This window comes from Pseudomonas sp. GW823-FHT03E05, assembly GCF_058796855.1.
In genome coordinates this window covers 37227-58458 of the sequence record NZ_JBXAJB010000004.1, presented here as the reverse complement: position 1 = coordinate 58458, position 21232 = coordinate 37227, and the positions used below count along the sequence as shown (strand labels likewise).

General features: G+C 63.2%; 21 protein-coding genes. 8 read left to right on the top strand and 13 right to left on the bottom strand.

Annotation, left to right across the window (positions count from 1 at the left end; all coding sequences use genetic code 11):
- Nucleotides 1–84 precede the first annotated feature (84 nt).
- The 6 genes from arnT to arsC all read right to left on the bottom strand — a co-directional run bounded on the left by arnT (nt 85) and on the right by arsC (nt 5345).
- Nucleotides 85–1836, bottom strand: coding sequence for a lipid IV(A) 4-amino-4-deoxy-L-arabinosyltransferase (gene arnT, locus AC1RCO_RS17055; RefSeq protein ID WP_492617889.1), 1752 nt, complete (start codon nt 1834–1836; stop codon nt 85–87).
- A 244-nt stretch (nt 1837–2080) separates the two neighbouring features.
- On the bottom strand, nt 2081–2746 hold the full coding sequence (gene pmrG, locus AC1RCO_RS17050) for a lipopolysaccharide core heptose(II)-phosphate phosphatase PmrG (protein WP_492617888.1): 666 nt from the start codon (nt 2744–2746) through the stop codon (nt 2081–2083).
- Between the two features lie 453 nt (nt 2747–3199).
- Nucleotides 3200–3871, bottom strand: coding sequence for a DNA-3-methyladenine glycosylase I (locus AC1RCO_RS17045; protein ID WP_011062722.1), 672 nt, complete (start codon nt 3869–3871; stop codon nt 3200–3202).
- A gap of 103 nt (nt 3872–3974) precedes the next feature.
- A complete protein-coding gene (locus AC1RCO_RS17040) occupies nt 3975–4397 on the bottom strand; it encodes a DUF2069 domain-containing protein (RefSeq protein WP_077934632.1) in 423 nt (140 codons plus the stop codon).
- Nucleotides 4390–4995, bottom strand: a complete 606-nt coding sequence (gene wrbA, locus AC1RCO_RS17035; RefSeq protein WP_041752480.1) for an NAD(P)H:quinone oxidoreductase — start codon at nt 4993–4995, stop codon at nt 4390–4392. Before wrbA ends, AC1RCO_RS17040 begins: the two co-directional genes overlap by 8 nt.
- Nucleotides 4992–5345 carry an arsenate reductase (glutaredoxin) gene (arsC, locus tag AC1RCO_RS17030; RefSeq protein ID WP_492617887.1) on the bottom strand — a complete coding sequence of 118 codons (354 nt, stop codon included), beginning with the start codon at nt 5343–5345 and terminating at the stop codon, nt 4992–4994. Before arsC ends, wrbA begins: the two co-directional genes overlap by 4 nt.
- Before the next feature lie 139 nt (nt 5346–5484).
- Here arsC and AC1RCO_RS17025 point away from each other — a divergent pair, with 139 nt between their 5' ends.
- Nucleotides 5485–5949, top strand: a complete 465-nt coding sequence (locus tag AC1RCO_RS17025) for a TlpA disulfide reductase family protein (RefSeq protein WP_011062718.1) — start codon at nt 5485–5487, stop codon at nt 5947–5949.
- A 143-nt stretch (nt 5950–6092) separates the two neighbouring features.
- Here AC1RCO_RS17025 and AC1RCO_RS17020 read toward each other — a convergent pair whose 3' ends face one another.
- From AC1RCO_RS17020 to AC1RCO_RS17005, 4 genes are all read right to left on the bottom strand, one after another.
- Nucleotides 6093–6497, bottom strand: a complete 405-nt coding sequence (locus AC1RCO_RS17020; protein WP_019094589.1) for an META domain-containing protein — start codon at nt 6495–6497, stop codon at nt 6093–6095.
- Nucleotides 6494–6931: a hypothetical protein gene (locus AC1RCO_RS17015; protein ID WP_011062716.1), complete on the bottom strand. Its 438-nt coding sequence runs from the start codon at nt 6929–6931 to the stop codon at nt 6494–6496. The genes AC1RCO_RS17020 and AC1RCO_RS17015 overlap by 4 nt, the downstream gene beginning before the upstream one ends.
- A 90-nt stretch (nt 6932–7021) precedes the next feature.
- Nucleotides 7022–8011 carry a 2-hydroxyacid dehydrogenase gene (locus AC1RCO_RS17010; RefSeq protein ID WP_041752476.1) on the bottom strand — a complete coding sequence of 330 codons (990 nt, stop codon included), beginning with the start codon at nt 8009–8011 and terminating at the stop codon, nt 7022–7024.
- A gap of 63 nt (nt 8012–8074) precedes the next feature.
- Nucleotides 8075–10828, bottom strand: a complete 2754-nt coding sequence (locus tag AC1RCO_RS17005; protein WP_011062714.1) for a response regulator — start codon at nt 10826–10828, stop codon at nt 8075–8077.
- A gap of 219 nt (nt 10829–11047) precedes the next feature.
- Between AC1RCO_RS17005 and AC1RCO_RS17000 the strand changes: the two genes are divergently transcribed.
- From AC1RCO_RS17000 to AC1RCO_RS16970, 7 genes are all read left to right on the top strand, one after another.
- Nucleotides 11048–11770 carry a response regulator transcription factor gene (locus AC1RCO_RS17000; RefSeq protein WP_011062713.1) on the top strand — a complete coding sequence of 241 codons (723 nt, stop codon included), beginning with the start codon at nt 11048–11050 and terminating at the stop codon, nt 11768–11770.
- On the top strand, nt 11757–13112 hold the full coding sequence (locus AC1RCO_RS16995) for a histidine kinase sensor domain-containing protein (protein ID WP_492575159.1): 1356 nt from the start codon (nt 11757–11759) through the stop codon (nt 13110–13112). Before AC1RCO_RS17000 ends, AC1RCO_RS16995 begins: the two co-directional genes overlap by 14 nt.
- A gap of 117 nt (nt 13113–13229) precedes the next feature.
- Complete coding sequence (cysM, locus tag AC1RCO_RS16990; RefSeq protein ID WP_011062711.1) at nt 13230–14132, top strand: cysteine synthase CysM; 903 nt, start codon at nt 13230–13232, stop codon at nt 14130–14132.
- Nucleotides 14132–15484 (top strand): 23S rRNA (uracil(1939)-C(5))-methyltransferase RlmD, encoded by a 1353-nt coding sequence (gene rlmD, locus AC1RCO_RS16985; RefSeq protein WP_492617886.1) that lies wholly within the window; start codon nt 14132–14134, stop codon nt 15482–15484. Before cysM ends, rlmD begins: the two co-directional genes overlap by 1 nt.
- 122 nt (nt 15485–15606) lie before the next feature.
- Nucleotides 15607–17850, top strand: a complete 2244-nt coding sequence (gene relA, locus AC1RCO_RS16980) for a GTP diphosphokinase (protein WP_011062709.1) — start codon at nt 15607–15609, stop codon at nt 17848–17850.
- Between the two features lie 24 nt (nt 17851–17874).
- The gene (gene mazG / locus AC1RCO_RS16975) at nt 17875–18708 is read left to right on the top strand and encodes a nucleoside triphosphate pyrophosphohydrolase (RefSeq protein WP_011062708.1); all 834 of its coding nucleotides are present in this window, start codon (nt 17875–17877) and stop codon (nt 18706–18708) included.
- Between the two features lie 26 nt (nt 18709–18734).
- Entirely contained in the window at nt 18735–19274 is a 540-nt protein-coding gene (locus AC1RCO_RS16970) for a DUF2058 domain-containing protein (protein ID WP_103289446.1), read from the top strand.
- 101 nt (nt 19275–19375) lie between these two features.
- Here AC1RCO_RS16970 and AC1RCO_RS16965 read toward each other — a convergent pair whose 3' ends face one another.
- The 3 genes from AC1RCO_RS16965 to purN all read right to left on the bottom strand — a co-directional run bounded on the left by AC1RCO_RS16965 (nt 19376) and on the right by purN (nt 21221).
- Nucleotides 19376–19564: a hypothetical protein gene (locus AC1RCO_RS16965; RefSeq protein ID WP_011062706.1), complete on the bottom strand. Its 189-nt coding sequence runs from the start codon at nt 19562–19564 to the stop codon at nt 19376–19378.
- Between the two features lie 284 nt (nt 19565–19848).
- Entirely contained in the window at nt 19849–20562 is a 714-nt protein-coding gene (locus AC1RCO_RS16960; RefSeq protein ID WP_011062705.1) for a DUF3108 domain-containing protein, read from the bottom strand.
- Nucleotides 20563–20570: 8 nt separating this feature from the next.
- The gene (purN, locus tag AC1RCO_RS16955) at nt 20571–21221 is read right to left on the bottom strand and encodes a phosphoribosylglycinamide formyltransferase (protein ID WP_123576908.1); all 651 of its coding nucleotides are present in this window, start codon (nt 21219–21221) and stop codon (nt 20571–20573) included.
- Nucleotides 21222–21232: the final 11 nt, after the last annotated feature.

The window sequence follows — 21232 nt, the reverse complement described above, 5'->3', positions numbered from 1 at the left end:
AGTCGCAGCCATCCAGGGCATCGAAGCGTGAAGAAAAGCCAGCGCCAACCTTGGTCGGCGCTGTCGTTACAAGGGTACCCAGGGTCAGGGTTGGATTTGTGGCAGGATCAGGACCAGCATATTGCCTTCCTCATAGCGCTTGCCTCCGGGCGGCAGCAGCGCCACTTCCTCGCTTTCCACCACGTCCTTGACCCGCATCACCACACCCACCGAACCCTGTTTGCGGGCCTCGCTGACCCACTGCCCGACCTCGGCCATGCTTACCTTGCGCTGCGCCGAATCAGCATAAGCCAGGCCATATTTCAATTCGCCCTCGGTGTTGTACAGCGTCACCTCCGGGCGTTGCAGGCGCCAGGCCAGGGCCGAGGCGGCGCCCAGGTCATTGCTCAGCAGCGTCTTGGTCTGCCTGAGCTCCTCGAGATGTTCCTTGATGAACTGGTCCGGCATCTGGTTATGCACGATGAACCCCGGCATGCCCGCCGGCAGCAGGGCCACCAGCAACCAGATGCCCAGGGCCGGGGCCGCCCAGTACTGCAGCGGCCGGGCGGCCGGCAGCAGGTTGGCGATGATCCAGCCCATCAGCATGATGAACACCAAGGACAGGCCGAGCATCTCGTTGTGGCCGTAGACCGGCCGGGTGAGCTGGATGTACAGCAGGGCCACCATGGCCGCCACGCCGATCAGCAGGTTGAGCAGGCTGTTGATGCGGATGCTCCGGCCCTGGCTGGCGTTGATACGGTCGATCAGGGCGCTGCCCATGAGCACGGCCAGCGGCAGCAGGCACGGCATGATGTAGGTTGGCAGCTTGCCGCGGCTCAGGCTGAAGAACGCCAGGGGCAGCAGGAGCCACAGCAGCAGGAAACCGGTCGGGGCCTGGCGCTTGTCTTTCCAGGCTTGCATGAATGTGCCCGGCAACAGGGCTGCCCAGGGCAGGCTGGAGGCCACCAGCAGCGGCAGGTAGAACCACCAGGGGCGGGTATGTTGGGCGTTGTCGGCGGCGAAGCGGCGAATGTGCTCGTGCCAGAAGAAGAAGCGCCAGAAGTCGGGCTCGTGGGCGTGAATGCTCAATACCCAGGGCAGGCTGATGCCGATCGCTACCAGCACGGCCACCAGCCCGTAGCGCAGCAGTTCGCCCAGACGGCGTTGCCAGATCATGTAGGGCAGGGCGATGAGTACCGGCAACAGCCAGGCCAGGAAACCCTTGGTCATGAAGCCCATGCCACAGGCGACGCCCAGCCCGGCCCATGCCAGCAGGCGTTCGCGGGTGGTTCGGCCGTCCAGGGCGAACCACAGGGCTACCAGACTCAGGTTGACCCATAAGGTGAACTGCGGATCAAGGTTGGAGTATCCGGCTTGCCCGGCAATCAGGCCGAAGCTCATATAAAGCAGGGCGGCGGCGAAGCTCTTGCGCGGGTCGTTCCACATGCGGCGGGTGATCAGGTAGGCCAGCAGTACGCTCAGGCCGGTGCTCAGGGCCGAGGCAATGCGCACGCCGAACAGGTTGTCGCCAAAGACCGCCTGGCCGATGGCGATCAACCAATAGCCGGCGATGGGCTTCTCGAAGTAGCGGATGCCCATGAAGTGTGGCGCCACCCAGTCGCCACTGAGCAGCATTTCCTGGCTGATCTGGGCGTAGCGGGTCTCGTCGGGAATCCACAGGCCGTGGCTGGTCAGAGGTAGCAGGTAGAACAGGCCGAAGGCCACGAGCAACAGAGGAAGTGCCCAGCGCTGGAGAGTGCTGGTTGTACTTGCGCCGAGGGTAAAGCCGGACGGCGGGGCGCTTGTTCCATAAGCGGGAGGCGGCGAAGTGCGGTGCATTTGTATCCTCGAAGTCATTGGCCGATAGCGATTTCGTTATTTGCTGGGGGTTGCTGACAAAGCGTCAATTTTGTGGAACTGCTGGCTTTTCCAAGTTCGCGAAGTTTCAGCGGGCAGCATTCATTTGTTTGAGAAGTTTTTTCATAAATGCGGCTGTCCGTTTCTTATTAGTACAGAAACTTGTTAAGTCAATTAATTAGCCGGCAAGTGTGTCGCTTCCCCTAATAAAGTCTGTTGGCATGTTGTTAAAAATAGTTACAAGTTACTCAAGGGGTTGATCAAGTACGTGCTGCCAGCTGCCCGCATCCAGGGTTCCCAGTACTTGCATGTGGCCTTGCGGATCCAGGGTGATAAACAGCGAGCTGGTGTATTCGCTGGCCAGGGCGTGCGGGTAGCCCAGCTGGCGTTCCAGGCTGCTGATGCAGTCGCTGTGGGTTATCAGGATCAGATTGCGCTTGAGTGATTTGTGCGCCTTGATCGTCTGCTGGAAATGCTCGTCACAGGTGGCCAGCCAGTCCTGGGTCTGCGCCGCACCGTTGAACATGAATTCCGTCGTTTGCCGGGTACGGGTTGCGGGGCTGCTGATGACATCGGTGGCGGCCATGCCCAGGGTGCGAAAGGCTCGTCCCAGGTCGCTGGCGCTGTGGCTTCCGAGCTGGGTAATGCCATCGGCGGGCCCCAGGCAGGGGGTGGCGGAGCGGTCACAACGCTCGGCATGGCGGACCAGGACTATCACTTCGCCCCCTTGCCAGTGACGGTAGATGTTGGCCTGCTGCATCTGGTTGCCGACCCCCAGGTCGCGAGGCGTGACGGGCCACAGGACAAAGCCGCTGACCAGGATTGCCAGGGCCGCCGCACAGACGCCGCCGACGATTCGCCAGGTTCGGGGGGGCTTGTTGCCAGTGCCGGATTCAGCGGTGTTGAGCACGTGGTGTACCTGAGTAGGTTTTTGCCGAGTGTTGGTTGTTCGGGTTGGAACTGGTGCGCTGAAGACGAACGACATGCAGCCACTGGAGCCCGCACTGCAACTGGGGGCCAATTTAGGTCGGGCCAGGTGGGCGAAGAGTGAAAGCAATGTGAAAAAAACGAATGGGCGACGGCAGTTCTTTTAAAACCGGACAGCCTTTGTTCAGGTTGTTGGCCCGAACGCTGCTTTGTTATCCGGTTATGCACGTCAGATGGCTTCGGGAGGTTATTCCCGGAGTTTCGTTTTTATCGTTGAGGCAAGTGCGAGGCGAACTTTAGCCGATAAAAAACAGCGGATGAAAAATCCTCGCGTTTAGTTCAGCTTATTGTCAGCTTGGGCTGGAGGGCGGGCATGAGAAGGGAGGTTTTCCTGCCCGTTGTTTCGGGCAGGAAGTGATGCCGGGGAGCGGGCGGCTCAGTGATTGACGGTGTAGGCCAGCATTGCCGACAGCTGGCACAGTGGCCGGCCGCTCTCCTGCTGCCATTGGTTGAATACTTCCTGCACCAGGGCCTGGTCGCGTTTGCTGCTGGGCACCTTGTCGATGATGTTCTGGGCATTGAGGGCCGCGACCACGTCCCAGGTGGGGATAAAGGTGTCCTTGCCCACCATGCGCAGGAAGCGCGGGGCAGACAGCCCGCCCATCTGGTTGCCATGTTTGGCCAGGTACTGCCAGAGCCCGGTGATGTCCTGCACCGGCCAGTCGGCGATGAAGGCGCCAAAGCTGCCGTGCTGCTTTTGCACATCGAGGATCATCTGCGCGTTGCGCGGCACGCTCTTGAGCTTGCCCAAGTGGCGGATGATCCGCGTGTCCTGCATCAGCCGCTCCAGGTGCTCGGCGCCCATCAGCACCACCTTGTCCGGATCGAAGCCGAAAAACACCTGCTCGAACGCCGGCCATTTGGCGTCCACCAGGCTGTGTTTGAGGCCGGCGCGGAAAACCCGCAGGGCCAGGGTCGAGAGGTAGCGGTCGGCGCTCAATGCGCGCAGGTAGTCGTCGCTGGCCGGGGTGGGCAACTGGGCTTCCAGGGCCGCAGCGGAACCGAAGCGGTTGAGACAGTATTCATTCAGCCATTTGTAATCGTGCATGCCTGCTCCGGGACGGTCGGGAGGGTCGGAAAGTCTGTTGACCAAGGTTGGGGCCTTTGGCGGCATTACAAGTTCCCCGGGAGCCGGGGAACCTGGGGCGGATTCAGGCCGGGCTGGCGCCTTCGCCCGCGAGCCGGCGATTAAGCTGGAAGCGCCAGCGCACGTAGAGCAGCGCCGAAGTGAACACGGCCAGGCTGGCGAACATCTCCAGCAGGCCGAACATTTGGCGGTTCGGGTCGTAGGCCGCCAGGGCGCCCTTGATGAAGTACAGGTTGACCACGAAGCACATCCACGAATGGCCACGGGCACTGCCGCTGAGCATGCCGGGGGCCATCAGCAGCAGCGGCACCAGCTCGATCAGCAGGATGACCCAGGGGCGGGCACCGTGCAGATCGGCCACCAGCAGGTAATACCCGCAAAGCAGCCCCACCAGGCCGAAGAAGCAGACCAGGCTGAGGATTCGCATCAGGCGGACCCGGGGCTCCAGCCATTCCACCGGGGGCAGGATCTTCGGCTTCTTAGCCACGGCCGTTCTCCAGTCGCAGGGCGGTTTTCGCCAGACGCAGGCCCAGGGCCCGGCACAGCGCAATCTCGTGTTCGTCCAGTGGGCTCTTGCCATCTGCTCCGGCATGGTGGCTGGCGCCATACGGCGTGCCGCCACCGCGGGTTTCCAGCAGGGCCGACTCGCTGTAGGGCAGGCCGGTGATCAGCATGCCGTGATGCAGCAATGGCAGCATCATCGATAGCAGGGTGGCTTCCTGGCCGCCATGCAGGCTGGCGGTCGAGGTGAACACGCCGGCAGGCTTGCCCACCAGGGCACCGGTCAGCCAGAGGTTGCTGGTACCGTCGAGAAAATACTTCAGCGGCGCTGCCATGTTGCCGAAGCGGGTCGGGCTGCCCAGGGCCAGGCCTGAGCAGTGCTTCAGATCGTCGAGGCTGGCGTACAGGGCGCCGCTGTCGGGGATGTCCGGGGTGACCGCCTCGCATTCCGCGGAGATCGCCGGGACAGTGCGCAGACGAGCCTCCAGGCCGGCCTGCTCGACGCCGCGGGCGATCTGCCGGGCCATCTCGTTGGTCGAGCCGTTGCGGCTGTAGTACAGGACCAGGATATAGGGCGCGCTCAAGGCAGGATCTCCAGCACGCTCTCCGGCGGCCGGCCAATGATGGCCTTGTCGCCGGCTTCGAGGATCGGCCGCTCCATGAGTTTCGGGTGCTGGGCAATGGCGGCGACCAGTTGCTCTTCGCTGAGGCTCGGGTCGGCCAGGTTGAGGGTCTTGTACTCGTCCTCGCCGGTGCGCAATAGCTGGCGCGCGTTGAGGCCGAGCTTGGCCAGAAGGCTGCGCAACTGGGCGGCATCCAGTGGGGTTTCCAGGTAGCGGACCACGGTCGGGGCCAGGCCGCGTTGTTCCAGAAGTTCCAGCGCACCGCGGGATTTCGAGCAGCGCGGGTTGTGATAAAGCGTCAGATCGTTCATGTGCGGGTCGCATCTTGCGTAAGGTGGCGGCTATTCTACCCGCGCGACGGGCACTCCTGAACCTTGGGAGTCGTTAGGTCGCAGCGACCCTGGGTCGACGGTTATTTTTCAAGACATCTTTCAAGACAGGAAACAGCGCATGGCAAGGCAATTGGCGGCGGTATTGGCGATCATTACAACCCTGCTGCTGGGCGGCTGTGGCAATGACTACGGGGTCGACCAGTATGGCCAGAAAGTCGCCGCCGAGCGTATCGACAAGCAGTGGCTGGTGCTCAACTACTGGGCCGAGTGGTGCGGGCCTTGCCGTACCGAGATCCCGGAGCTCAACGCCCTGAACGAGCAGCTCAAGGGGCAGTCGGCATCGGTGATGGGGGTCAACTTCGACAATGTGCAGGGTGAAGAGCTAAAGAGCGCCAGCGAGAAGCTGGGGATCAAGTTCACCGTGCTGGCACGGAACCCCGCGGAGCTCTTCGATCTGCCACGCAGCGAGGCGCTGCCGGTGACCTACATCATCGACGACAAGGGCAAGGTACGTGAGCAGATGATGGGCGAGCAGACTGCAGCCGGCGTGCTGGCGAAACTGCAGGCCTTGCGCGGGCATTGAGGGCGCGAGGATCTGGAGCCGCTGCCGCGCAGTGCGGGCGCCCTCAAGTGACGCGGGGGGCCTGAAACTCGCCAGAGATTCATCCAGGAACATCCTGGAGTCCCGTTCGCAGCCTCGCGGGCTCGGCAGCGGCTAGCGCACTATCAGCCTTCTTCCAGCCACCAGCGCAACGGCTTGCCCTCGGCAGGCCAGAACCGCACCTGCTCGATCGGCGAGATGTCCCAGCGCTCAACGGTTTCCAGCGCCTGAAGGAAGCGCCGCTCCTGCTCCATCAACGCCGGTGCACAGAGTTTGCGGGTACTGCCGACCTTGCCGAAGCTGAGTTTTTCGCCGTCCAGGGTGTAGGGCGCGAACCAGTGGTTGCAGCCGCCATTGCCATAGGCCCGACCGTCCTCGCCAAGGGTGATGGTCAGGTGGCTGTAATCGATCAGCGGACGCTCGCCAATCCATTCCAGGACGTAACTGCGGTCCTGCTGCAACTTCAGCGGCTCGGCGGCGCAGCCCAGCAGGCCGGCCCCCAGCGCCGCAGTCAGTATCAGGCGTTTCATTGGCCGGCCTGCTGGCATTTCGGGCAGCGGTGATGCTCACCCTCGCTACGCCAGCCGAGCTCGGCAATGCGCGCGCTGGCGGCAGGCTTCTGGGCCTTGCTGCCCAGCTTGGCATCCACTGCGAACTCGAAGTCCAGGGTGGCGTCGCAGCTGTCGCAATTGACCTGCCACTGGTGGATCGCCAGTTCGCCGAATACCGGGCCACGCGCCACGGCGACCCACTGGCCGACGGGGTTGATCAAGTGGCGCACGGTGTCCACGGTCAGGCGCATGGAGAGGTCCTTGCTGCCCTTGAGGGTGACCAGAAGCACGTCGTCGGTACGGATCGAGCCACCGTTGCCGGTGACTTGATAGCGGCCGGGCACCAGGGCACGGCATTCGATCAGGGTATGTTGCGGGTTCATCAGGTTGTAGCGGAAATCGTGTTCGACCATGGGTCCTCCAAATCTGCCGCGTATGCTAGCACGGGCCCCTGCGGCGCAGGTTGCGGGCAGGTGACCTTCGATCAGCCCGTGGCGCGGATTTCAGCCGTGGACCCGGTTCTGCGGCTGGCCAGCTGCCCAGCTGGCGATGTTGTGCAAGGTGGTCTCGGCGATGGCCGCCAGGGCTTCGCGGGTCAGGAACGCCTGGTGCGCAGTGACTATCACGTTGGGAAAGGTCAGCAGCCGCGCCAGCACGTCATCCTGCAGGGGTAGATCGGAGCGGTCCTCGAAGAACAGTTGCGCCTCTTCTTCATAGACATCCAGCCCCAGGTAGCCCAGTTGGCCGCTCTTGAGCGCCTCGATCAGCGCCGGGGTGTCCACCAGGCCGCCACGCCCGGTGTTGATCAGCATTGCTCCCGGTTGCATGTGGGCCAGGCTCTGCTGGTTGATCAGGTAACGACTGTCCTCGGTCAACGGGCAGTGCAGGCTGATGATCTGCGACTGGGCCAGCAGCTCGGGCAGGTCCAGGTAACGGGCACCGAGGGCTTCTACGGCGGGATTGGGGAAGGGGTCGTACGCCAGCAGCTGGCAGCCGAAGCCGGCCATGATCCGGGCGAAGGTGGCGCCGATCTGGCCGGTGCCGACAATGCCCACGGTCTTGCCCACCAGGTCGAAGCCGGTCAGGCCGTGCAGGGTGAAGTCGCCTTCGCGGGTGCGGTTGTAGGCCCGGTGCAGGCGGCGGTTGAGCGCCAGGATCAGGGCCACGGCATGTTCGGCGACCGCATGGGGGGAATAGGCCGGGACCCGCACCACATCCAGCCCCAGGCGCTGGGCCGCGCTCAGGTCGACGTGGTTGTAGCCGGCCGAGCGCAGAGCGATCAGGCGGGTGCCACCGGCAGCCAGCTGTTCCAGTACCGGGGCACTGAGGTCGTCGTTGATAAAGGCACAGACCACTTCATGGCGTTCAGCCAGGGCGGCGGTATCCAGGCTCAGGCGTGCGGCCTGGAATTGCAGTTCGATGCCTGCTGGCCGTTGAGCGCCGAGGAAACTCTCGCGGTCGTAGTTCTGGCTGCTGAAAAGAATCGTACGCATGGCTGCATCCTTGTTCGGGGCGCCCAGCATGGCGGCTGGGCGCCGGGCAGGTCTTGCCCTGGGTCAGGCGTTGGTCCGCGCTTCGGCAGCCAGGCGGCCGATGGCGTGGTCCAGTTCATCCAGGGCGGCAAAGGCTTTGGCATCTTCCTGCTTGAGCAGGGTCTCGCTGCGCTGGCAGGCGGCGCGCAATTGCGGCACACCGCAGTAGCGGGTGGCGCCGTGCAGGCGGTGGACCCGTTCGATCAGGGCGTTCTGGTCATTGGCGGCCCGCGCTGCCTTGATGGCTTCGCGGTCAGCGTCCAGGGATGCCAGCAACATGGCCAGCATGTCCGCCGCCAGATCGGCCTTGCCGGCGGCCAGGCGCAGGCCTTCGTCCTGATCCAGTACCTGCAGTTCCAGCCCCAGTTCCGGGCGCTCGCTGGCCCGCTCCGGGCCCTGGTTGCGCAGGGCCAGGCCGGTCCATTTCAACACCACCTGGGCCAGTTGGCGCTCACTGATGGGCTTGGTCAGGTAGTCGTCCATGCCGCTTTGCAGCAGGGCGCGCTTCTCGTTGGCCATGGCGTGGGCGGTAAGGGCGACGATGGGCAGCGGCGTACCGTGTCGCTCGCTTTCCCACTGGCGGATCGCCTCGGTACTCTGCCGGCCGTCCATGCCGGGCATCTGCACGTCCATCATTACCAGGTCGAAGGGTTCGGTCTGGATCGCGTTCAGCGCGGCGTAACCGTTGTCCACCGCCAGCACCTTGGCGCCCATGTCCTCCAGCAGGGTCTGGATCAGCAGCAGGTTGGCCGGGTTGTCATCGACACACAGCACTCGCGGCGCGCGGCTGGAAAGGGTTTCCTCCGGTTCGCTGCGAGCCCGGCGCGGGGTCACCAGGTCGGACAGGGCCCGGCGCAGCTTGCGGGTGCACGCGGGCTTGGCCTGCAACTGGCTGTGAGGGTTGGGCACCGACAGATGGAACAGTGTCTGTTCGGTGGTCGGGCACAGTACCAGGACCTTGCAGCCCAGGTGTTCGAGGTCCCAGATATGCTGGCTCAGGCGTTCCGGCGACATGTCGTTGGTGGTGATGCCCAATACCGCCAGGTCGATGGCCTGTTCGCTCTGGTGCACGCCGGTAATGCCGTTGGTCAGGGCCTCCAGGGTATTGAACGGGGTCACCTCCAGGCCGCAGTCCTCCAACTGGTGTTGCAAGGCCTGGCGCGCCAGCTCGTGGTTTTCCAGTACCGCCACGCGCCGCCCCAGCAGCGGCGGGCCGGGCAGGTCCTCGGCGTCGTCGCGGGTTTTCGGCAGGTTGAGGCTGATCCAGAACTCCGAACCTTCGCCCGGGGTGCTGTCGACACCGATCTCGCCGCCCATCTGTTCGATCAGGCGCTTGGAAATCACCAGCCCAAGTCCCGTGCCGCCGGGTTGCCGCGACAGCGAGTTGTCAGCCTGGCTGAAGGCCTGGAACAGGGCGCGCACATCCTGGTTCGACAGGCCGATACCGGTGTCCTGGATGCTGATGCGCAGTTGCACGCTGTCTTCGTGTTCTTCTTCCAGCATGGCCCGGGCGACGATAGTGCCTTCGCGGGTGAACTTGATGGCGTTGCTCACCAGGTTGGTAAGAATCTGCTTGAGCCGCAGCGGGTCGCCCACCAGCGACAGCGGCGTATCGCGATAGACCAGGCTCACCAGTTCCAGCTGCTTGGCGTGGGCGGCCGGAGCGAGGATGGTCAGGGTGTCTTGCAGCAAGTCCCGCAGGTTGAACGGGATGCTGTCGAGCACCAGTTTGCCGGCTTCGATTTTCGAGAAGTCGAGGATTTCGTTGATGATGCCCAACAGGCTGTCGGCGGATTTCTCGATGGTGCCCAGGTAGTCCAGCTGGCGTGGTGTCAGCTCGCTTTTCTGCAACAGGTGGGTGAAGCCGAGAATGCCGTTGAGCGGTGTACGGATTTCATGGCTCATGTTGGCCAGGAATTCCGACTTGATCCGGCTGGCCTCCAGGGCCTCCTTGCGCGCCAGGTCCAGCTCGATGTTCTGGATCTCGATGGTTTCCAGGTTCTGGCGCACGTCTTCGGTGGCCTGGTCGATGCTGTGCTGCAATTCTTCCTGGGCATTCTGCAGGGTGCTGGCCATGCGGTTGATGCCCGAGGCCAGCTCATCCAGCTCCTGGCTGCCCAGGGGTGGCAGGCGGGTTTCCAGGTTGCCGTCCTTGAGTTGCGCCACGGCCTGCTTGATCTGGGTCAGCGGGTTGTTGATGGTGCGACCCATGCGCACTGCCAGTAGGGCGGTGCCGGCAAGCCCGGCGGCAATCAACAGCAGGCTGGCGAACAGGCTGCGGTAGCCGCGCAGCAGCATGCCGCTGTGGGACAGCTCCAGTTCCACCCAGCCCAGCAGGCGGTCGGACTCATCGGGAATCAGGTCGCCGGCCAGGTTGCGGTGCCGGCCGAAGACCGGCAGTTGATAGCGGGTCGCGTCGCTGCCGGAGCGTTGCATCATGTGGCTGCTGTTACCGGCGGGAGGCGGGTTGAGCATGCTGGGGCCGGCATGGGCCAGCAGGCTGCGATCCGGGGCAAGGAGCGATACGGCGCGCACGTCTTGCTGTTCCAGCGCCTGGGTGGCAATGCGCTCGAGCATCTGGGTGTTGTGGTTGCCCATGGCCGGGGCCACCAGGGAGGCCAGTTGTTCCGCGATCATCTCGCCACGCTGCAGGAGCTGGGTCTGCAGGTCCGAGAGCTGCATCCAGGTGAAGTAGCCGCCCAGCACCAAAGCCATCAGGCTGGTTGGCAACAAGGTCAGCAACAGTACGCGGCCTTTGATTCCCAGTTTCTTGAGCACGCAACTCTCCTGCTTCCACGCTGTTTTGAAAGGTCTACGGGCACGTCCGTGATGCGCCACCTGCGCAGTGTAACGATTTGCCGGGGGCTGATCTTGGCAAATTGCGCCAGGGCGGCCGTCGCCTGAAATGCCTGAAGCCGGGCTGCGACCAAGGCACTGGTTGCCGCGATCCGGGCAATCTTGAATAATCGCCCAACTGAGAATCACTTGCAGAAGTCAATGACTCCCGTATCTGTTGAGCCACCACGTATTCTGACCATTGAAGATGACCCGGTGCTGGGTGCCTATGTGCGCGAGCAACTGGAGCATTGTGGCTTTGCCGTGACCTGGTGCCAGAACGGCCCGGAAGGGCTGGGCATTGCCCGGCGCCGACCTTTCGATGTGGTGCTGCTGGATATCCTGTTGCCCGGAATGGATGGCCTGGAAGTGCTCACGCACTTTCGCCAGAGCCATTCCACGCCGGTGCTGCTGATGTCCGCCCTGGGAGCGGAAGCCGACCGAATCAGCGGTTTCCGCCTGGGGGCCGACGATTACCTGCCCAAGCCATTCAGCATGGCCGAGCTGCGTGTGCGCATCGAGGCCATCCTGCGCCGGGTCGCCCTGGACCGGCGACCGATGCCGCCGGTACCCGTCAGCCTGGCCCAGAGCCTGCGCTTCGACGATGAGCGCAGCGACGTGTTCTTTGCCGAGCAATGGGCCGGCCTGACCCGCAGTGAATACCGCCTGCTGGATACCTTGCACCGCAATGGCGACGAGGTGTTGAGCAAGGCCTTCCTTTATCAGCATGTACTGCAACGCGGTTATGCGGCCCACGACCGCAGCCTGGACATGCATGTCAGCCAGATCCGCCGCAAGCTCAAGGCGCTGGGCTACAGCGAGCGTGAGCTGCGAACCGTGTGGGGCAAGGGTTATGTGCTGAGCGCCTTAGATGAACTGGTCTGATCTGCCGGGGCGGCATTCGCTGTTCTGGAAGCTGGCGTGCCTGTTGGTAGCTTTCTGCCTGTTGATGATCTGGCTGAGCTGGTCCTGGGGGCGTTATGTGGAGCAGAAGAACCTCTACCTCTCCGATGAGGCCAGAGCCACCTTGGGCAGCTACGCCCGCGAGGCCGAGCAGGCCTGGAAGGGCGGCCAGAGTGCCGGTGTCGATGCCTGGATCCAGCAGATCGCCAGCCGCGAGAAAACCTGGATCGGCGTGATTGGCAGTGACCTGCAATCCCTGAGCAGCTACCCGTTGACGCCGGCGGAGGCCCAGCGCCTGACCTTCCTGCGCGGTGCCGACTGGCCGGTGAGCCGGCACGCCCGGGGCCTGCCGTGGCTGAAAGTACCCTTTCCCGAGGATCCGTCCCTGGGCAGCCTGGTGATCGAGTTGCCGCAACGTTTCATGCCGGGGCGCTACCGGGTGTTCTGGCAGGTGATCACCAATGGGGTGATTCCCGGGCTGTTCACCTTGTTGCTGTGTGTCGGCCTGTATCGCTTGCTGGTGGTGCCGCTGAACCAGTTGCGCGAGCAGGCCAACGCCTGGCGGGCGGAGCAGTTGAACGTGCGGCTGTCCAGTGAAACCACTCAGCGTCGGGACGAGCTGGGCGAACTGGGACGGGCGTTCGATCAGATGTCCGAACGTCTGCAGAGTACCGTGGCGGTGCAGCAGCAGTTGTTGCGGGACCTGTCCCACGAGTTGCGCACCCCCCTGAGCCGCCTGCGCGTGGCCTGCGATGGCGAGCGTGATCTTGCCGCGCTGCGCGAACGCTTGGCGCGGGAGGTCGACGGCATGCAGCGCCTGGTGGAGGACAGCCTGCAACTGGCCTGGCTGGACACCGAGCGTGCGCCACTGCCGCAAGAGCAGATCCAGGTCCAGGCGTTGTGGGAGATGCTCAGCGAAAATGCCTGCTTCGAGAGTGGCTGGTCCGCGCACCAGCTGCGTTGCGAGCTGGAGGCCGATTGCTGGGTTCGCGGGCACCTCAATACCCTGGCCCAGGCCCTGGAAAACATCCTGCGCAACGCTATTCGGCATTCTCCGGCCGGAGCACGGGTCAGCCTCGGAGGCCAGCGCGACGGCAAGTACTGGCACCTGTGGCTGGATGACGAAGGGCCGGGGGTGGCTGAAGAGGATCTGGAAAGGATCTTCGCTCCCTTCACTCGTCTGGATGGGTCGCGACCGGGGGATGGCGGTTTCGGCCTGGGCCTGAGCATCGCCCGCAATGCCGTAGGGCGCCAGGGTGGGCAGTTGTGGGCGCAGAACCTGGCCCAGGGCTTGCGCATCCACGTGCGCCTGCTGGCGGCCTGAGGCTTGCCCTGGGCTGTCTTATTCCAATAAGCCATAAGGCTCGCACTTTGCGTGATATGGCGCTCGGTCGTTTGCCGGTATGATAGGCGCCCCCGCAGTCTGGATTGCGAATACGCCATGACCTTGCAGTACCCAACCATCGCCGATTGCGTCGGCAACACCCCCCTGGTCCGCCTGCAGCGCCTGCCCGGCGCCACCAGCAATACCCTGCTGCTAAAGCTCGAGGGCAACAACCCGGCGGGTTCGGTCAAGGACCGTCCGGCACTGTCGATGATCACCCGCGCCGAGTTGCGCGGGCAGATCCAGGCCGGCGATACCCTGATCGAAGCGACCTCGGGCAATACCGGCATCGCCCTGGCCATGGCTGCAGCGATCAAGGGCTACAAGATGATCCTGATCATGCCCGACAACTCCAGCGCCGAGCGCAAGGCGGCCATGACCGCCTACGGCGCCGAGCTGATTCTGGTCAGCCAGGAAGAAGGCATGGAAGGCGCCCGCGATCTGGCCGAGCGGATGCAGGCCGAAGGCCGCGGCAAGGTGCTCGACCAGTTCGCCAACGGCGACAACCCTGAGGCCCACTACAGCGGCACCGGCCCGGAAATCTGGCGCCAGACCCAGGGCAGCATTACCCACTTCATCAGCTCGATGGGCACCACCGGCACCATCATGGGCACCTCGCGTTACCTGAAGGAGCAGAACCCGGCGGTGCAGATCGTCGGTCTGCAGCCGATGGAAGGCTCGGCCATTCCCGGCATTCGCCGCTGGCCCGAGCAATACCTGCCGAAGATCTACCAGGCCAGTCGGGTCGACCGGATCGTCGACATGGCCCAGAGCGAGGCCGAAGACGTGACTCGGCGCCTGGCCCGTGAAGAAGGGATCTTCTGTGGCGTCTCTTCCGGCGGTGCGGTGGCAGCGATGCTGCGCCTGTCCCGGGAAGTGGAAAACGCGGTCATGGTCGCGATCATCTGCGACCGTGGCGATCGTTACCTGTCGACCGGCATTTTCGATGCGCCCAACTGATGGCTAAGCACGATAGAGGCCTGCGCTTCCAGCCGGCGGGCGGTAGCCGGGCGCCGCAGATTCCAGTGGGCAAGAAACAGCGTTTGACGATTCAGCGTCTGGCCAACGACGGCCGTGGCATTGCCTTTGTCGAAGGGTGTACCTGGTTTGTCAGCGGTGCCCTGGCCGGTGAAGAAGTCGAAGCTCGGGTGTTGGGCAGCCACGGCAAAGTGGTGGAGGCCCGTGCCGAGCGCATCTTCAACGCCAGTGATCTGCGTCGCCCGGCGGCCTGTGCCCATGCCGGGCGTTGCGGCGGTTGCAGTGTCCAGCATTTGCCCCATGACGAACAGCTTGCCCTGAAACAGCGCATGCTCGCCGAGCAGTTGTCCAAGGTCGCGGGTGTCGAGCCCGAGGCCTGGGCCGCCCCCTTGAGCGGTCCCGAGTTCGGCTATCGGCGCCGCGCCCGGGTGGCGGTGCGCTGGGACGCCAAGGGCAAGCAACTTGAGGTGGGTTTTCGCGCTGCCGGTAGCCAGGACATTGTCGCCATCGACGATTGCCCGGTGCTGGTACAGGCCTTGCAACCTGTCATGAACCGTTTGCCCGCCATGCTGCGACGCTTGAGCAAGCCTCAGGCATTGGGGCATGTGGAGTTGTTCAGCGGTTCGGCCCTGGCGGTGCTTTTGCGCCACATGGCGCCGTTGTCCGACAGCGACCTGACGATCCTCAAGGACTTCTGCGATTTCCATCAGGCGCAATTGTGGCTGCACGGTGAAGGCGAGCCGCAACCCTTTGATCCATCGCAGGCTCTGGGCTACCGCCTGGAGACCTGGGACCTGCACCTGGCGTATCGGCCGGGTGACTTCGTCCAGGTCAATGCGGGAGTCAATGAAGCGATGGTCGCCCAGGCCCTGGAGTGGCTGGCGCCGCAATCTGATGAGCGGGTGCTGGACCTGTTTTGCGGCCTGGGCAACTTCGCCTTGCCGTTGGCCCGACAGGTGCGGGAAGTGGTGGCGGTAGAGGGCGTGGCGACCATGGTGGCGCGCGCGGCGGAGAATGCCGCCAGCAACAATTTGCATAACACGCGCTTTTTTCAAGCCGATTTATCCCAACCTCTGAGCGCTGCCGAGTGGGCTGATGAAGGCTTTTCTGCGGTACTCTTGGACCCACCCCGCGACGGTGCTTTCGAGGTGGTCCGCCAGTTGGCGACCCTGGGTGCCAAGCGGTTGGTGTACGTGTCATGCAATCCGGCAACTTTGGCTCGTGACACGGTCGAACTGATCAAGCAGGGCTATAGATTAAAACGTGCCGGGATCCTCGATATGTTTCCTCAGACGGCGCATGTCGAGGCCATGGCGTTATTTGAAGCGAGCTAGGATGGCTTGTCTAATCCGACTGGTCTTTCGGGAGTGGCGCGCTGGCCCTGCGAGCCGCACCCGAGCGTTGAAGGTCAGCGATTTGACGCATTGAATGTGCGTCGTAGGGAAGGTAAAGCAAGATGGTACAGGTGAGAGCGCACCAGCCGATCAACACCGACGGCAGTATCAATCTCGAGGCATGGCTCGATCATACGGTCAGCGTCGACATGGCACTGGACCGTGAAGCCTTGAAAGAAGCCTGCGAGTTCGCCCGCGAGGCGGAACTGCAGCACATAGCAACGAAGAATCTCAGCCCCGAGGACGTGTCGAGTTTCAGCACGGGCCTGGAGATCGCCGAGATCCTCGCCGATCTCAAGCTGGATCAGGACTCCCTGGTTGCCGCGGTGCTCTACCGGGGTGTCCGCGAGGGCCAGATCCAGTTGCCGGCGGTCAGCCAGCGGTTTGGTCCGGTGGTCACCAAGCTGATCGATGGCGTGTTGCGCATGGCGGCCATTACCGCCAGCCTCAGCCCCCGCCAGTCCCTGGTGCTGGGCACCCAGGCCCAGGTGGAAAACCTGCGCAAGATGTTGGTGGCCATGGTGGATGACGTGCGGGTTGCACTGATCAAGCTGGCCGAGCGTACCTGTGCGATTCGAGCGGTAAAAAGCGCCGACGAAGAGAAGCGCAACCGGGTTGCCCGGGAAGTCTTCGACATCTACGCACCCCTGGCTCACCGCCTGGGTATCGGGCATATCAAGTGGGAGCTGGAAGACCTGTCCTTCCGTTACCTGGAGCCCGAGCAGTACAAGCAGATCGCCAAGCTGCTGCATGAGCGGCGCCTGGATCGCGAGCGTTTCATCAGCGACGTGATGAACCAGCTGCAGAACGAACTGAAGGCCACCGGGGTCAACGCCGACATCAGTGGGCGGGCCAAGCACATCTATTCCATCTGGCGCAAAATGCAGCGCAAGGGCCTGGAATTCAGCCAGATCTACGACGTGCGCGCGGTGCGGGTGCTGGTGCCGGAAATGCGCGATTGCTACACCGCGCTGGGCATCGTGCATACCCTGTGGCGGCACATCCCCAAAGAGTTCGACGACTACATCGCCAACCCCAAGGAGAACGGCTACCGCTCGTTGCACACGGCGGTGATCGGCCCTGAGGGCAAGGTGCTGGAAGTGCAGATCCGTACCCACGCCATGCACGAAGAGGCGGAGCTGGGGGTTTGCGCGCACTGGAAGTACAAGGGCACCGACGTCAAGTCCGGCTCCAACCATTACGAAGAGAAAATCTCCTGGTTGCGCCAGGTGCTCGAATGGCACGAGGAACTGGGGGATATCGGCGGTCTGGCCGAACAGCTGCGGGTGGATATCGAACCGGACCGGGTGTACATCTTCACCCCCGACGGTCACGCCATCGACCTGCCCAAGGGCGCCACGCCGCTGGATTTCGCCTACCGGGTGCACACCGAGATCGGCCACAACTGCCGGGGCGCGAAGATCAACGGGCGCATCGTGCCGCTCAACTACAGCCTGCAGACCGGCGAGCAGGTGGAGATCATCACCAGCAAGCACGGCACGCCGAGTCGCGACTGGCTGAACCCGAACCTGGGCTATGTCACCACGTCCCGGGCGCGGGCGAAGATCGTCCACTGGTTCAAGCTCCAGGCCCGCGATCAGAACGTCGCCGCCGGCAAGACCCTGCTGGAACGCGAACTGAGCCGACTCGGCCTGCCACAGGTGGATTTCGACAAGCTGGCCGAGAAGGCCAACATGAAGATCGCCGAGGACATGTTCGCCGCCCTGGGCGCGGGCGACCTGCGCCTGGCGCAACTGGTCAACCTGGCCCAGCAATTGGTGGAGCCGGAGCGGGGCAACGAGCAACTGGAGTTGATTCCGCGCAAGGCTGCCGGCTACAAGCCGGGCAAGCGTGGCGACATCCAGATCCAGGGCGTGGGCAACCTGATGACCCAGATGGCCGGCTGCTGCCAGCCATTGCCGGGGGATGCGATCGTCGGCTACATCACCCAGGGCCGCGGCGTGAGCATTCACCGCCAGGACTGCGCCTCGGTGCTGCAACTGGCCGGGCGCGAGCCGGAGCGGATCATCCAGGTCAGCTGGGGGCCGGTGCCGGTGCTGACCTATCCGGTGGATATCATCATCCGCGCCTACGACCGTTCCGGCCTGCTGCGTGATGTGTCCCAGGTGCTGCTCAACGAGCGGATCAACGTGCTGGCGGTCAACACCCGCTCGAACAAGGAGGACAACACCGCGTTGATGTCCCTGACTATCGAGATCCCGGGGCTGGACGCGTTGGGTCGCCTGTTGGGGCGGATTTCCCAGTTGCCAAACATCATCGAGACCCGGCGCAACCGGACCCCCTGATGCCTGTATGAAATGGATGAACTGATGTACAGCCTTGAAGACCTGCTCCACCTCATGGCGCGCCTGCGCGACCCGCAGTACGGCTGCCCGTGGGACATCAAGCAGAACTACGCCAGCATCGTCCCCCATACCCTGGAAGAGGCCTATGAAGTGGCCGACGCCATCGAGCGCGGCGACTTCGACCACTTGCAGGGCGAGCTGGGGGACCTGCTGTTCCAGGTGGTGTACTACAGCCAGCTGGCCCGGGAGGAGGGGCGTTTCGAGTTCGACGCGGTGGTGGACGGCATCACGCGCAAGCTGATCCGCCGGCATCCCCATGTATTTCCCACCGGGGACCTGTACGCGCCGCTGGACATCCCGCGGCTCGATGAAGACCAGGTCAAGGAGCGCTGGGAGCAGATCAAGGCCGAGGAGCGCGCGGAGAAGTCCGAGGCTCCCCAGCAGTTGTCCCTGCTCGATGATGTGCCGGTGGCCTTGCCGGCCTTGTCCCGCGCCGCCAAGTTGCAAAAGCGTGCGGCCCAGGTCGGTTTCGACTGGCCCGAAGCCCTGCCGGTGGTGGACAAGGTTCGTGAAGAACTGGATGAAGTGCTGGAAGCCATGGCCGACAACGATGCGGCGGCGATCACCGATGAAATCGGCGACTTGCTGTTTGTCGTGGTCAACCTGGCCCGGCACCTCAAGGTCGACCCGGAAACCGCCCTGCGCGGTGCCAACGCCAAATTCGACCGACGCTTCCGATTTATCGAGCAGGCATTGCGCGACACTGCCCGTCCCATGGAAGATTGCACCCTCGAAGAGTTGGATGCCCTGTGGGGCGAAGCCAAACGTCAGGAAAAGAATTTGCCCAGCTGCGGCTGAGGCCGTTGCCTAAGTGAGTAAGCACCATGAGCCTTTCCCTTCGCGACCAGTTGCTCAAAGCAGGGCTGGTCAACCAAAAGCAGGCCAAGCAGGTCAGCAAAGACAAGCAGAAGCAGCAGCGCCTGGCCCACAAAGGCCAGATCGAACTCGATGACTCCCAGCAGCGTGCGGCCCAGGAAGCCATGGCCGAGAAGGTCAAGCGCGACCAGGAGCTCAACCGTCAGCAACAGGAAAAGGCCGAGCAGAAAGCCCGCGCGGCGCAGGTCAAGCAACTGATCGAAGTGTCGCGGCTGCCCAAGCTGAACACCGAGGACTACTACAACTTCGTCGACGACAAGAAGGTCAAGCGCCTGTCGGTGAATGCCCTCATGCGCAACAAGCTGAGCAGCGGCTCCCTGGCCATCGTCCACCATGGCGGCGGCTACGAGGTGATTCCGCGGGAAGCCGCGCTGAAGATCCAGGAGCGTGACCCGCGCCGTATCGTGCAGCTCAATACGCCTACCGAGGCGCCGGATGAAGATGATCCGTACGCGGCCTACCAGATCCCCGACGATCTGATGTGGTAAGCCTTGAATAACGACAAACCCCGCTCATGGCGGGGTTTGTCGTTTGTGGGGGAGGCCGTTGATCCGCGTGGAGATCCCGGCACTCCGGCACTGAGGTCGAGTCAGGAGCTCTGGGGCGCGCGGTTCTGCTCGAGTTTTTCCAATTCAGCCTTGTAGCTGTGGGCGTCGCTCTCGGAGTGGAACATGCCCACCAGCATGTCTTGTTGATGTACATCCCAGATCCGTACACCCGCGGCTACGCCTTCATGGGACATATGTGAATCGTCGCGTTCAGTTACTTTTACAGTCATCTGCTAGCTCCAATCTCTGTTGATCTGCAGCAAGGCGTGTGCAGGACTCTGTTATATATTTTGTTAGCTTGCTAAGTAAATTGCCTGGCGCTGCAACAAACCTTTGCAGAATCGAAGAAAATCCTGCAGCCCGCGTAAACCGTGACATTTCGCCGCAGGGCGTACCGCTTCATGACAAAAGTTTCATCTTCGAGGGCTTGTGCCGGGGCTTGCTGTGCGGGCGAGGAACCAAATCCCGGGCAAAAAAAAGCCCCGCTTTCGCGAGGCTTCGTGACTGCTGCGGCTCAGCTGCCTTTGACCGTCTTGCCGTCAACGGTGCCGTTGAGGAGCATGATGTTGTACTCCTTGCCGTCGGTTTCCACCTGTTGCAGGCGCACCAGCAGGTAATCCCAGTCCTTGGCGAACCACATCACGGTGATGCGTTTGCTCTGTGTCGGGTCGCGAACGCGCTCGACCTTGATCGCATCGATCTGGCCAGCCTTGGTGTCAACCTTCTCCGAGCCCAGGACACGGAAGTCATAGGTGTCGACTTCACCGCCGTCGACCACTTGATAGCTCATGGTCTTCTTGCCGGCTGCCACATCGTGCTGCAGGGCCAGCTGGTAGGTGGATTTATCCACCATGCCGGTGTTCAGCGGCAGCTTGACCGCATCACCACGGTCGGTGCCGGTGACCATCTTGGCTTTCCAGTCGAAATCCAGGTCGGCTTTCTTGGCTTTGCCCAGACCACCACGCTCGAAGCGATAGGACTGGGGCACCAGGGTGTCCTTGTCCAGGGTCAGGGTGCTTTCCTCGCTCAGGCTGGCGATCATCATCGATGCCTTGAAGCTGAGTTTCCACGCACCATTGGCGGTTTTTTCCAGGCTGCGTTCAGCAGTGCCGCTCATGGGCAGTTGCTTCCAGTCGGCGGTGTAGCTGGCGGAGAACGGGTGAAGGTCTGCCGCCTGCACAGCCGGCAGGGCGAACAGAGCGCAAGCGAAGAGCAGGGCGCGACGCATAAAATCTCCTAGGTTCGAATCAAATAGCCGCTGGCGGCCAGTATTTGACCATCCAGTAAAGCACCCTGATCGCCGAGCGTCAGCCGACCTTCGGCAAACCAGCGTACGGCCATGGGGTAAATCCGGTGTTCCTGGACGTGCACTCGCTGCGCCAGGCTCTGCGGCGAGTCGTGCAACTCTACCGGGATCACAGCCTGTACGACCAGAGGGCCGCCATCGAGTTCCTCGGTGACGAAGTGCACGCTGCAGCCATGCTCCGTATCTCCGGCCTCCAGCGCCCGCTGATGAGTGTGTAACCCTTTGTATTTCGGGAGCAGCGAGGGGTGGATATTCAGCAGCCGGCCCTCGTAGTGGCGGACGAATCCGGCGCTGAGAATGCGCATGAATCCGGCCAGGACCACCAGTTTGGGTTGGAAGGTATCGATCAGCTCGATCAGCCCCTGATCGAAGGCCTCCCGGCCTTCGAAGGCGGTGTGATCGAGGAAGCGGGTAGCGATACCCGCGTCCTTGGCGCGCTGCAGGCCATAGGCGTCAGCGCGGTTGGAGATCACGGCGGCGATGCGCACCGGGCTGTCGCCGGTGTGCACGCTGTCGATCAAGGCTTGCAGGTTACTGCCGGTGCCGGACAACAGCACCACAACATCACAGGTCGGCGACATCCGCTCTTGCA

What these genes read in the sequence shown, in the direction of transcription:
- arnT (WP_492617889.1), bottom strand. Translation starts at nt 1,836, where the DNA reads ATGACTTCGAGGATACAAATGCACCGCACTTCGCCGCCTCCCGCTTAT.
- AC1RCO_RS17045 (WP_011062722.1), bottom strand. Translation starts at nt 3,871, where the DNA reads ATGCACGATTACAAATGGCTGAATGAATACTGTCTCAACCGCTTCGGT.
- arsC (WP_492617887.1), bottom strand. Translation starts at nt 5,345, where the DNA reads ATGAACGATCTGACGCTTTATCACAACCCGCGCTGCTCGAAATCCCGC.
- AC1RCO_RS17025 (WP_011062718.1), top strand. Translation starts at nt 5,485, where the DNA reads ATGGCAAGGCAATTGGCGGCGGTATTGGCGATCATTACAACCCTGCTG.
- AC1RCO_RS17020 (WP_019094589.1), bottom strand. Translation starts at nt 6,497, where the DNA reads ATGAAACGCCTGATACTGACTGCGGCGCTGGGGGCCGGCCTGCTGGGC.
- AC1RCO_RS17015 (WP_011062716.1), bottom strand. Translation starts at nt 6,931, where the DNA reads ATGGTCGAACACGATTTCCGCTACAACCTGATGAACCCGCAACATACC.
- AC1RCO_RS17010 (WP_041752476.1), bottom strand. Translation starts at nt 8,011, where the DNA reads ATGCGTACGATTCTTTTCAGCAGCCAGAACTACGACCGCGAGAGTTTC.
- AC1RCO_RS17000 (WP_011062713.1), top strand. Translation starts at nt 11,048, where the DNA reads ATGACTCCCGTATCTGTTGAGCCACCACGTATTCTGACCATTGAAGAT.
- AC1RCO_RS16995 (WP_492575159.1), top strand. Translation starts at nt 11,757, where the DNA reads ATGAACTGGTCTGATCTGCCGGGGCGGCATTCGCTGTTCTGGAAGCTG.
- cysM (WP_011062711.1), top strand. Translation starts at nt 13,230, where the DNA reads ATGACCTTGCAGTACCCAACCATCGCCGATTGCGTCGGCAACACCCCC.
- rlmD (WP_492617886.1), top strand. Translation starts at nt 14,132, where the DNA reads ATGGCTAAGCACGATAGAGGCCTGCGCTTCCAGCCGGCGGGCGGTAGC.
- relA (WP_011062709.1), top strand. Translation starts at nt 15,607, where the DNA reads ATGGTACAGGTGAGAGCGCACCAGCCGATCAACACCGACGGCAGTATC.
- mazG (WP_011062708.1), top strand. Translation starts at nt 17,875, where the DNA reads ATGTACAGCCTTGAAGACCTGCTCCACCTCATGGCGCGCCTGCGCGAC.
- AC1RCO_RS16970 (WP_103289446.1), top strand. Translation starts at nt 18,735, where the DNA reads ATGAGCCTTTCCCTTCGCGACCAGTTGCTCAAAGCAGGGCTGGTCAAC.
- AC1RCO_RS16965 (WP_011062706.1), bottom strand. Translation starts at nt 19,564, where the DNA reads ATGACTGTAAAAGTAACTGAACGCGACGATTCACATATGTCCCATGAA.
- AC1RCO_RS16960 (WP_011062705.1), bottom strand. Translation starts at nt 20,562, where the DNA reads ATGCGTCGCGCCCTGCTCTTCGCTTGCGCTCTGTTCGCCCTGCCGGCT.
- purN (WP_123576908.1), bottom strand. Translation starts at nt 21,221, where the DNA reads ATGTCGCCGACCTGTGATGTTGTGGTGCTGTTGTCCGGCACCGGCAGT.